The 12,451-nt window shown below is 42.9% G+C and carries 6 protein-coding genes; all 6 read left to right on the top strand.

Going from position 1 to position 12,451, the window contains the following annotated elements; genetic code table 11:
* Position 1 precedes the first annotated feature (1 nt).
* The 6 genes from AC04QZ_RS06200 to AC04QZ_RS06175 all read left to right on the top strand — a co-directional run bounded on the left by AC04QZ_RS06200 (position 2) and on the right by AC04QZ_RS06175 (position 12,438).
* Positions 2–1,753, top strand: coding sequence for a right-handed parallel beta-helix repeat-containing protein (locus AC04QZ_RS06200; RefSeq protein WP_478357021.1), 1,752 nt, complete (start codon positions 2–4; stop codon positions 1,751–1,753).
* A complete protein-coding gene (locus tag AC04QZ_RS06195) occupies positions 1,743–3,218 on the top strand; it encodes a sulfatase family protein (RefSeq protein WP_478357020.1) in 1,476 nt (491 codons plus the stop codon). The genes AC04QZ_RS06200 and AC04QZ_RS06195 overlap by 11 nt, the downstream gene beginning before the upstream one ends.
* A 252-nt stretch (positions 3,219–3,470) precedes the next feature.
* Positions 3,471–6,434, top strand: a complete 2,964-nt coding sequence (locus AC04QZ_RS06190) for a T9SS type B sorting domain-containing protein (protein ID WP_478357019.1) — start codon at positions 3,471–3,473, stop codon at positions 6,432–6,434.
* 2 nt (positions 6,435–6,436) lie between these two features.
* A complete protein-coding gene (locus AC04QZ_RS06185) occupies positions 6,437–7,315 on the top strand; it encodes a PorP/SprF family type IX secretion system membrane protein (RefSeq protein ID WP_478357018.1) in 879 nt (292 codons plus the stop codon).
* Positions 7,316–7,442: 127 nt separating this feature from the next.
* Positions 7,443–10,610 carry a SusC/RagA family TonB-linked outer membrane protein gene (locus AC04QZ_RS06180; protein WP_478357017.1) on the top strand — a complete coding sequence of 1,056 codons (3,168 nt, stop codon included), beginning with the start codon at positions 7,443–7,445 and terminating at the stop codon, positions 10,608–10,610.
* Positions 10,611–10,620: 10 nt separating this feature from the next.
* Positions 10,621–12,438 carry a RagB/SusD family nutrient uptake outer membrane protein gene (locus tag AC04QZ_RS06175; protein ID WP_478357016.1) on the top strand — a complete coding sequence of 606 codons (1,818 nt, stop codon included), beginning with the start codon at positions 10,621–10,623 and terminating at the stop codon, positions 12,436–12,438.
* The last annotated feature ends 13 nt before the right edge of the window (positions 12,439–12,451 follow it).

Here is a 12,451-nt window from a genome sequence, read left to right as displayed (position 1 = left end):
TATGAAATTTTTCATTAAGGGTATGTTGGCCATTTTGCTCGTAAGTTTAACTATCTCTGCAGCTAAGGGTGCAGAGGTAGTGGTCAACATTGTCAGTTTCGCACGATACCAGCGCGCAGACGATGCTACGCCAATGGTTAAAGCGGCCATAGATTATTGCCGGCAGGTTAAGGCGTCTAAATTGGTTTTTCCTAAAGGATCCTATCATTTTAAGCGCGACCTGGCTATAGAAAAATACGTCTTCATGAGTAATAACGACGAAGGCCTGAAGCGCTTTGTATTTGATCTTTCCGGAATGGAAAATCTGGAAATTGATGGCCAGGGTTCCAGATTTATACTCAGTGGTTTTTTAAGTCCTTTTCTGCTTCAGGATACCCATCATATTCTGTTTAAGAATTTTTCGATAGATTATGTCCGCACCTTCCACAGTGAGGCCAGGATTCTTTCGGAAGATAAAACCGGGATAACTGTAGTATTTAGCAGCAAATTTCCTTATAAAATTGACCATCACACACTATTATTTACCGATAGTTTAGGTGTGGTTTATCCTTGGAGTGATTTGCTGGAGTTTGATCCTGTTAAAAAGGAGACAGCTTTTATGGCTAATGATCTTTGGGTAGGTGCGAATGTTCCCGTTCAGCAGATCCGGCCCGGAGTGGTCAGGCTTCAATCCAATAAAATAACCGGTAAACCCGGAAATGTTATGGTATTTGCTTCGGCTTTTCGTTTGGTACCTGCCTTCAATATCTCCGAAAGTTCTGATATTCATTTCGATAGCGTAGATATTTTTCATTGCGGTGGTATGGGTGTTGTAGCCCAAAACAGCCGTGATATTTTTCTGAACAAAGTTCGGGTTACGCCATCACCTGGTAGTGGAAGAATAGTGAGCATTACAGCAGATGCCACTCATTTTTCCAATTGTTCGGGTAAGATTGTTCTGGAAAACTGTCTTTTTGAAAATCAGAAAGACGATGCTACCAATATCCATGGCATCTACAGCCGCATCAGTAAAATTGTTTCTCCTTTTGAGATCGAAGTAGAGCTGGTGCATCGTCAACAATATGGTTTTCAGTACTTAAAGCCTAATCTGTCGGTAGAGTTTGTAGATGGCCCAAGTATCACTAGATATGGAACCCGGAATGTTAAGCAGGCAGAAGTCCTTAATAAACAATTTACCAAAGTTTTTTTTAAAGAAGCCATTCCAGCGCAGACTAAAGTAGGCGACGTAATTGCCAATGCCGGAGATTATCCTGAAGTGCTGATCAGGAACTGTATAATTCGGGGCAATCGGGCCAGAGGTATACTTTTAAACTCCAGCGGAAAAACTGTTGTGGAAAATAATACTTTTCATGTTCCCGGAGCGGCCATTCTTTTTGAGGGAGACGCAAGTTTTTGGTTTGAGCAATCTGGAGTAAACGACGTAGTGATCCGCAATAATGTTTTCGACAATTGCAATTATGGTGTTTGGGGAAATGCTTGCATACAAGTAGGATCGGGGATTGCGAAAGAAGTGCGGACAAAAAGCCGGTACCATAAAAATATTTCAATTTCAAATAACACGTTCCGCATTTTCGACCCCCGAATATTAAATATGTACTGTGTGGATGGACTGGTATTCCGGGATAACGATATCCAGGAAAGCAGTCAATATACCTCCAGATTTTCAACAGATCCACGTTTTGTAATCGAAAACTGCTCGAATGTAACAGTAGAAGGGGTTAATTATGATCAAAAAAATTTCAATGACAAATAATAAATTCATACGCATCGTACTATTGTTGCTGATGTGCCTAAGTGGCATTCAGGCCGCTACTGCGCAAAAGAAAACACCCAATATTATTATCATATATGCAGATGACCTTGGTTATGGCGATTTAAGCTGTTATGGCGCAAAAAGAATTGCCACGCCACATATCGATGCACTGGCTAAAGGAGGTTTGCAGTTTACCAATGCGCATGCTACATCTTCTACCTGCACACCCTCCAGATTTTCTATGTTAACGGGGAAATATGCCTGGAGACAGGAGGGGACAGGGATTTTAGAAGGAAATGCACCATTAATTATCGGAGAGGGAGCAACAACTTTGCCCGGTATGTTAAAGCAGGCAGGTTATCGAACGGCAGTAGTAGGCAAATGGCATCTGGGACTTGGTGGAAAAGCTGGACCGGACTGGAATGCTGACCTCAAACCCGGCCCTTTGGAGATCGGCTTTGATTATAGTTTTATTATCCCTGCAACAGCCGACCGGGTGCCCTGCGTATTTGTAGAAAACCACCGTGTAGTAGGGCATGATCCTCTGGATCCTATTCAAGTTAGCTATCATGGTAAAGTTGGCAATGATCCAACTGGATATGAAAACCCTGAAATGCTTAAAATCAAAGCGAACGATCACCACAATAAAACAATTGTTGATAGCATCAGCAGGATCGGCTTCATGACGGGCGGAAAACAGGCGAGATGGAAGGATGAAGATATCGCAGAGACTTTAAAGAACAAGGCTTTTGGATTTATTGATCAGGAATCTACCAAACCATTCTTCCTTTATTTTGCTACGCACGACATCCATGTTCCCCGATCTCCTAACAGTAGATTTATCGGCAAAAGCGGTATGGGGCTACGCGGAGATGCCATTTTACAGCTTGATTGGACGGTTGGTGAACTGGTAGCGCATTTAAAGAAAAAAGGTTTAATGCACAACACCATGATCATCTTCAGCAGTGATAACGGACCAGTTCTGGCAGATGGTTACGAAGATGATGCAATAGCTCAATCGATTGGTCATGCTGCTGCAGGCCCATTCCGTGGCGGCAAATATAGTCCATATGAAGGAGGAACGCGTATTCCGTTTATTGTGCACTGGCCTGCCAGCGTTAAACCCGGAACTTCAGCAAGTTTGGTCAGCCAGATCGACCTGATTGCTTCATTAGCCAAACTTTCCGGGGTTAAAATCCCAGCAGGGAATGCTCCTGATAGTTTTGATGTACTTCCTGCACTGATGAATGCCAATAAACCAGGTCGCAATGTTTTCGTAGGGCATGCAATGAATAACAGCCTATCCCTTATAAAAGGAGAATGGAAATATGTAGAAGAAGGAAAAGAACTCTATAATCTGCTTAAGGATCCTTCAGAAAAATACAATTTGAGCCGGGAAGAGCCCGATAGGCTGAGTGAAATGGTATCGGCGCTAAATGAAATTAAAAAAGGTAGGAATCGATAATTATCATTCCTACTTCTACTAAAACTGATCAGCATGGAAAAACTTTACGTGATTTATTACGCTATTGAAAACTTATGCTTATGTCTTTACGGGAGATGGAAATACCGTGGTTGGAAGACAGGTAAACAACGGAAGCATACTGTTCGTCAGGTACGCTCAGCAAAGGCATTATTGTAAGCGTGTTTGCGAATATTTAAATTGAAACGGCTAAGCACAATTATCATCAAAATACAAACTAACCAAATTTAAATTATGAGATCTATTTATTTCAGGCTCATCCTGTTTACAGGATTGACAGGATTCTTTTTGCCCTCCCGGGCGCAAGATATTAGCTCCAATCTGGAGGCGTGGTACAAATTCGATTATCAGACAGGCGATACCTATCTGAAGGATTATTCTGGTAGCAACAGGCACATTGCAGCGGTTAAGGCCGGGCAACAACAAGCTTTTGGAACCAATTTTCAATGGAGTGTAGAACAAATAAACGGTAGTAGTATGAGTGCTGTTTATTTTCCAACAGGGAGAGATGGTGGAGTAATGCTATCAAATGCAACAGGTAACTCATGGCTGGGTGCTGCGGGATCTGCTGCAAGAACATTTTGTGCCTGGGTTAAGATTGATTCCGGATCAGATGATAATACCGGGCGTATTTTATTTGCCTATGGCAATGACAGCCAGCCAGGCGGTCGGTTTGAAATTGACTTGAAAGGTCATCAGATCGAGTTTGAGAACGCTGCCAATACCAGCGGAAATGGTTGGAAAAACAGAAGTATTGCCACACTGAACAATACAGACCATCCACAAGGCCAGTGGCTCCACCTCGCCTTGGTATTTGATGGGGTTGGCGATCGAAAAACTGGCCTGAAGCTGTATGTAAACGGAAAGGTTTTAGCCCTTACCCCGGTTAACAATGATGCTGATTTAAGTATCAATACGGTTCCTCAATACGCGCCGGAAATTGGGAATTATATGGTAAAAATGGCTATTGCCGATATGCGTTTTTACAATCGTGCGCTTACAAAGGCAGATATTAATGTGCTCTGCCCGGATAATACTCCGGCAAATCCACCTTTTTCCAATGCCCGTTTAAAAGAGCTGATTTATGAAGCCGTAGAAAATCAAGCAACAACTTTAACCATTCCACCTGGAACCTATACCGGAACACTTCCTGGTAATGAATTTATTGCGCTCAACGGCGTGAACAACCTGAAAATTATTGCCGATGGCGTGAACATGGTTTGTGGCATTAAAAAGCGTGCAATAAGTATATCAGACTGCAGCAACCTAACCCTGCAAGGACTAAAAATAGACTATAATCCTTTAACGTTTACCCAGGGCGATATTGTGGCCACGGGACAAGGTTATGTCGATATTAAAATTCATAAAGGATATGACGTTAAAGCATATAGCCGAATAGATATTGTGGATCCTGTAACCCGTTTCAGGAAAAAAGGTAACGTCTTCCTTTGGGGATCCACAGCCGCCATAACCGGAGATTCTATTGTTCGGGTTAGTCAACCGGCTCTGCCCGGAATAGCAGTTGTAGGAGATATGGCCAGTTTAAGTACTGCAAATGAAACAGGTGGAGAAAATGCAATTGTGCTGGGCGATAACCGTGGAGGGATTAAATTACAAAATGTGACCGTATTCTCGGCACCGGGCTTTGGGATTTTTGAAGTTGGTGGTGCGGGCGGAACTATATTGGACAGTTGTAAAGTAGTGCCGGGGCCAATGCCTGCGGGCGCTGTGCAGGAACGTTTGTTGTCGGCCTCATGGGATGCCATTCAACACAAACTCATGCGTGTAGGCCCTACAGTAGAAAACTGCGAAGTGAAAGATGCTGGTGATGATACCTGGAGTGTAACCTGGGATGGTGAATATGTGGTAAATACGGTATCAGGAAACACACTCAACCTGTCGCGTAGTACTTTGGTAGTGGGCGATACATTGCGGACTGCTCTTAATGCAGATTTTGCTGTAGTTACGGCAAAGTCCGGTTCAAATGTTACTTTGGATAGGGCTTCTCCATGGGCTGTAGGAGCCAAATTATATTCAACAGACCGGCGCTGTGAGCATTTTGTATTACGCAACAATAATTTTCGAAGCTCGGGAAGAGTACTCATTAAAGCAGGCCATGGATTAATAGAAAATAATATCATTGATACCGGACATAGTGGGGTAACAGTAAATACGGAGATAGGTGCCGGAGTGGCTAAGATTTCCAACCTCATCATCAGAAATAATACGATCCGTTCAACAGGATTTTTCAACCCGGCTCCCTGGAGTAATCAGGCAGGTTCGATTTCAATAGCTGATGGAGCCGGTTATGATCTTTCTCCCGCGGGTGTTTTTGATAACATTCTTATTGAAGGTAATACGCTTGAAGATATCAATGGTGTCAATCTCGTTATTTCCTCTGCAAGCAATGTTAAGATAAAGGAAAATAAATTTTATAGAACAGGCTTAAGTGTTCCTAACGGAACCGGCGCACAGTATAGTATTGGACAGAATACTGTAGCTTTTCTCAAAAATCTAACCAATATAACTTTAGATAGCAATGAAGTAATTGATCAGGGATTGACCAAGCTTCTTGATTCCACTAATTTAAAAGGTTTTATTAAACTCAGAAAAGGGCTGTTTATCCGGTCAAATGAGCCGGTACAAATGAATATATGGGTAACCAGCCCGTTTACCAACGCCAGGTTCAAAACAGGAGCCGATATTCCGATCGAGGCCACTATCAATAGCAATGTGAAAATCAGCCGGGTAGAGTTTTATCAGTCTGCGGATAAAATAGCAGAAGTAACCAAATTGCCCTATGTTTATTTATGGCCTAAAGTTAAAAAAGGTAATTATCAGATCACGGCCAAAGCTATTGCCGAAGATAACCAGGTAGTTTCATCCCAACAGATTCATATTGCTGTTGAAGAAGATCAGGTTGTTACCGCTGAGAAATTAGCCCTCAACCCCAGGAATTTTATTTCACCAAACGGAGACGGGAAAAATGATTTTTGGGTAATCGAAAATGTGGAACAATATCCACCCCTCAAGATCAGGGTATTTAATAGGCAAGGTGCCCAGGTATTTAGTTCCGATCGCTCTGAGAAATGGGATGGTACTTTCAACGGAACAGTTGCACCTACAGGTATCTATTTCTATTCTATCAGTGATAACGAACATCTCCTTAAAACAGGAAACATCACTTTAATCAGATAACAATGAAAAAACAATTAATATTATTGACGGTGATGCTTTTTGGCATTCAAGCTTACTCGCAGCAGCAAACCTCTTTTAATCATGCCTATTATAGTCCTTTTTTGTATAACCCTGCGTTTGCAGGTGCAGGAAATAAAGCTGAAATTATAGGTTTATCCCGTATGCAATGGGCGGGTGCAGACCGGTCTCTATCCTCGGCTTTGATCACTGCAGGAATGCCTCTGGCTAAAAACATGGCTATTGGGGCAAGACTTTCAAGCGAGAAGTTAGGTCTGATCGGTAACACAGATGCTGATCTGATTTTTGCATACCATTTGCCTTTGGATCAACAATCGACTTTAAGTTTGGGAATTAGTGCTGGCATTTCTACATTATCAGTGAGTACTTCGAAATTGAATGCTACCGATTTAGATGACCAGGTGCTATTCAACGCTGATCACAACAGGAGTTTGCTCCAGGGAGATATTGGCATTTCTTACAGAAGGGAAGAATTTGATTTTGGGATCTCAGCGCCCGCACTTATCAGTCAAAGAAAATGGGCTGGTACAATAGTCGAAGTTAATCGCAGGCAATTTATCTTTTCGACGGCTTACCGGTTTTCTTTTGGACAGGCGATAGTTGAACCACGGGCCATCTTTAAGACTGTTCCTACCTACCAGGGAAAAATGGAAACGATGTTAACCCTGTACCTGAAAGAGCGCTTCTGGGCTGGAGGCATTTATCGCTTTGAATATGGTCCGGCATTTTATGGAGGCTTCAAAATTAGCCAGCATTTTAAAACTGGCTATGCTTATGAACCGGGGCCAAACAGAAATCCTTCGCCGATTGGTGCAACCCACGAATTGTGTTTAAGCTATCAGTTTCCTAAAAAAGGGCATTAACAGGCTTATTTGTTACAAACAAGCCGTTTTTTGTTACCATACCATACTTTTTGTAACGCTATTAAGTGATAAAATTGTTCCTGCCAAACAGGAAAAAAACTAACCAATAAATAACCAAATATTATACATGATGATTTCTATTTCTCCGGCTATTCTTAGGGCTAGGTCTAAGCCGAACCGGCAGTTTTCTGCCATCCGAACGGTGGGGTGTCTTTTGCTGACTGCGCTGGCGGCCACCAGTGCTACAGCATATGCAGACAGGCAGCCCAATAACGTCAAAAGGCTTTCCATTGAAGTAATCAAAGGAAAGGTAACTGATGATAAAGGGGAAGGCATCCCGGGTGTTAGCGTGAAGCTGAAAGGCACCAATGTTGGAACTTTTACCGATTCAAAGGGTAATTATTCTTTAAAACTTGAAAATGCAGATGGAACCCTTGTCTTTTCTTTTGTTGGCTACGAAACCAGGGAAGTTTCACTGGAAGGGAAAACAACCTTAGATATTACCCTAAAAGAAGCGGGTAATACCATGGATGACGTGGTGGTTGTGGGTTTCGGAACCCAAAAGAAAAGCACATTGGTAGGCGCCGTATCTACGGTAAAAGTAGCTGACTTAAAAGTAGCTGCCGGCCGTTCATTGAGTAATACCCTGGCGGGAAAAGTTGCCGGGGTAATAGCTGTGCAGCGCAGTGGAGAGCCCGGCAAGGATGATGCCCAGTTCTGGATTCGGGGGATTAGTACTTTTGGGGCAGGGCGCGAACCGCTGGTACTGGTAGATGGTGTAGAGCGTTCTTTGAACAACGTCGAACCAGAGGATGTAGATAACTTTTCGGTACTGAAAGATGCATCGGCAACGGCCATATATGGAATACGTGGTGCAAACGGTGTAATTCTCATCACTACCAGAAGAGGAAAGCTGGCCAAACCGCAGGTAAATTTCAAATACGAACAAGGAAGATTACAGGCCACTTCGAAACCCAAGTTTGTAGATGCACCAACTTACCTTACTTTACTCAATGAAGCCAATCTGGCCACCAACCCCAGCTATGTTACACCATACACGCCAGAGGTGATTGAGAAATATCGGTCAGGCGTTGATCCGCTACTCTACCCAAATGTAGATTGGATGGCATTGATGATGAAGGATTTTTCGCGTAACCAAAGGGCAACGATGAATGTGAGCGGAGGTTCTGAAAAAGCGAAATATTATGTTTCAGGAAGCTATTACGACGAATCGGGTATCTGGAGCACTGATGCCCTGAAAACGTACAATTCGCAAAGTAAACTCCAAAGGATCAACTTTCGCTCAAACATCGATTTGCAATTACGCACCGATATGGAACTGAGTTTAGGTTTAGGTGGATATTTGATGCTGAATAACTATCCGGGAGATGGTAATACAGGTGGGATCTGGTACAACATGATGTTGGCTACCCCGGCCAAATATGCACCAACCGCTCCTGATCCCGAAGATCCCAGAAGGGTAATCTATCTGAACAGCGGAGGCTCAGGAAACTTTAACCCTTATCAATATTTGGTAGACAGGGGTTATACCAACCAATGGGCAAATACCCTGCAAACAGATATCACATTGAAATACGATGCAGATAAGATCATAAAAGGATTGAAATCTTCAATTAAATTCTCTTACGATGCTTATTCTTATAATAATGTGCAACGTTTAAGAAGCGGCGATAGCTGGACAATTGTTCCTCCCGGAAGAGATCCGCTTACCGGAAAACTGGTGCTTCAAAAAACTTATACAGGTTCAAAAGACCTATCGTACGGTAAATCTGCAGGTGGTAACCGCCGGATTTATTTTGTTGGTCAGCTGGATTACAACAGACAGTTTGGCGACCATACGGTATCGGGCATGATAGGTTACAATCAGCAGGATTATCAGAATGGCGATGCTGGTACCGCCATGGCAGCCTTACCTTTCCGCTTTATGGGATTGGTGAGCAGGGCCACATATGGTTATAAATCAAGATATTTTCTGGAGGTAAATGCCGGATATAACGGATCAGAAAATTTTGCCGCCGGCCATCGTTTCGGTCTTTTCCCATCTGCTGGACTTAGCTGGATTGCCTCTGAAGAGCCAGTTTTTAAAAAGCTGATCAACACCGACATCATCAGCTTTCTTAAATTCAGAGGTACAGTGGGCTTAAAAGGTAATGATAACCTGGGTGCCCGCCGTTTTGCTTACCTCACTACTGTAGGAGGTGGCTATGGCGCTTATGTTCTGGGGCAGGATGTAAACGTAAACTGGGGAAGTGTAGGCGAAAATGAATGGGGTGCCGACCTGACCTGGGAAAAGGAGAGAGAAATCAACCTGGGTTTTGAACTTAGGTTCTTAAAAGGTTTTAACCTCCAGGCAGATTTCTTCGATCGGCACCGTAAAGGGATTTTCCTTCAAAGAAATTCCATTCCGCAGATCGCAGGCTTAAATCAACGGCCATGGGGTAATATCGGTGAGTTTAAAAACCATGGTATTGATGCTACACTCGAATATACACGCAATTTCGGTGAGTTTAATGTGGCAGTAAGGGGTAATTATACCTTCGCCCGCAACAACCTGTTAGATAACGATGAACCTGATTATGTTTATACCTATCAAAATGCAAAGGGAAAACGTTTAGGCCAGCCTTTTGGACTAATTGCTGAAGGACTTTTTACTTCTCAGGAGGAGATTAACAGTTCACCCAGACAAACTTTCGGTGCAGTGCGGGTTGGAGATATCAAATACAAAGATATCAATGGCGATGGCGTGATTGATACCTATGATGATGTAGCAATCGGCAATTCGGATATTCCGGAAGTTGTATATGGATTTGGTACCTCTTTAGCTTTCAAAGGGTTCGATCTTTCTGTTTTCTTTCAGGGGGCAGGTAATATGAATTTTATGCTAGGAGGCGATGGCTTTTTTCCTTTCACCAGAGGAGAGACTCAGGGTAATGTTACTTATTATGCAACCGACCGCTGGAGCCCTTCAAATCCAAGCCAGGACGTACTTTTTCCAAGGTTGAGTTCTGGTTCGAATCCCAACAATTACCGAAACTCTACCTGGTGGCAGCGTAAAGCTGATTATTTGCGACTAAAAACCGCAGAAATTGGCTATAGTTTACCAAAAAAATGGACTCAAAAAGCCAAAATATCAACTTTTAGGGTCTATGCATCAGGTATGAACCTTTATACATTCAGCAGCTTTAAGTTCTGGGACCCGGAATTGGGCAACGGAAACGGAGCGTCCTATCCGTTACAGAAAACTTTTCTTCTGGGCGCAAACATTAACTTTTAAAACCTAGACAATGGCATTAGCAAAAATCAAATACGGAATAATCATCGTTTTGAGTATTCTGACTTTTACTTCCTGTAAGAAATTTCTGGACAAACAGCCCGATGACATGCTGACTATCGATGAGGTTTTCCGCTCGAGAACACAGACTCAGGCTTACCTGAGTAGCGTTTACTCGTTTATACCAGATATTCTCTCCATGCAGAATAATTATAATACATTGGGCATTACCGATGAAGGTGATTTTATATGGGCTGCGGCATGGGCCGGACAGATGAACAATGGAAACTGGAATCCATCCAGTGGTTATTATGATAAGTGGGGCGCTTTTTACAAAGGTATCCGTTCGGCCTCCATATTTATTAACCGGGTTGATGAATGTGATGATCCAACCCTTACCATAGAAATGCGCAAGAGCTGGAAACAGGAAGCAAGGGCACTTCGCGCCATCTATTATTTCTTTCTGGTGAGACAATATGGCCCGGTAGTTATCCTTCCTTTGGAAACTACAGATGTAAATGCGAGCAACGAGGAGCTGCAGATGCCCCGCCGCCCTTTTGATGAATGCATGAATTTCATCATTTCTGAATTTGATGCTGTACTTGCAAGTCCAGATCTCCCGGAACGTTTTATGAGCGCTAATGATAAGGGAAGAATAGATAAACTGACCATTATGGGCTTTAAATCGCGTGCGTTATTGCTTTCCGCAAGCCCACTTTTTAATGGAAATGCTGATTATCAGAACTTTAAAAATTTAGATGGAACAGCCCTAATGAATACTGTTTACGATGCCTCCAAATGGCAGAAGGCTGCAGATGCTGCGAAGGCTTTGATCGATAAAATGCCGGCAGGATTATACAAAAAAGTTCCCGACGGACAATCAGTCTTCGATCCTTATATTTCCTATCGTGATCTGTTTCTTGACCGTTGGAATCAGGAAGTTATTTATGCCCGTCCGCAGATGGCCTCATCAGGAGCAGATGTTGGCTGGGAACGCCATTGCGCACCACGATTTGTTAACGGATGGAACGGGGTTGGTATAGCACAGCAGATGATCGACTCTTATTTTATGGCTAATGGTAAAAAAATCAATGAACCTGGCTCTCTTTATTCTGAAACTGGGTTTAGTGGAGTAGCAGGTAAATATACCAAGGCTAACACCTTTAATATGTATGTTAACCGCGAACCGCGTTTTTATGTATCAATCATCTATAATGGAGCAGACTGGATTTATAAACAAGATGGTAAGCCAGCACAGACTGTTGAACTCCATTTTACAGGAAACTGTGGAAAACAAGGCTCGCATGATCATTCTGCCACAGGCTACCTGACCTGTAAGAATATCAGCCCGAACTCTAACCTGGTAGAATGGGGAGGTGCTTTACGTTCTTTAGTTCTTATTCGTTTAGGCGAAATATATCTCAACTATGCTGAAGCATTGAACGAGGCTAATGATAGCCAGGCAAGTAGGGATGAGGCAGCCCTTTACATTGACAAAATCAGAGAACGTGCCGGCATTCCTGCACTTACTGCTGATAAGAAAGCAAGTCAGGCAGCATTTCGCGAGGCTATCCGGGATGAAAGGAGAGTAGAACTGGCCTTTGAAGGTTTCAGGGCCTGGGATACGCGCAGGTGGAAGATTGCGGAGCAAACCGATGGAGCACCACTCATGGGAATGAACGTAGATGGTGGCAAAAGCCTGACCGATTTAGATTTCTACAAACGAACAGTGATCGAAAAAAGAGTTTTTTTAAAAGCCTACTACCTATGGCCTATTCCACAATCTGATATTGTGAGAAATAAGGTTTGCGTACAAAATCCTGGTTGGTAAATAAATAGCTGAA

The sequence above is a fragment of the Pedobacter folensis genome (assembly GCF_056490665.1).
Note: the sequence above shows the minus strand (reverse complement) of the source record. Positions and strands in the feature narration are given on the sequence as shown.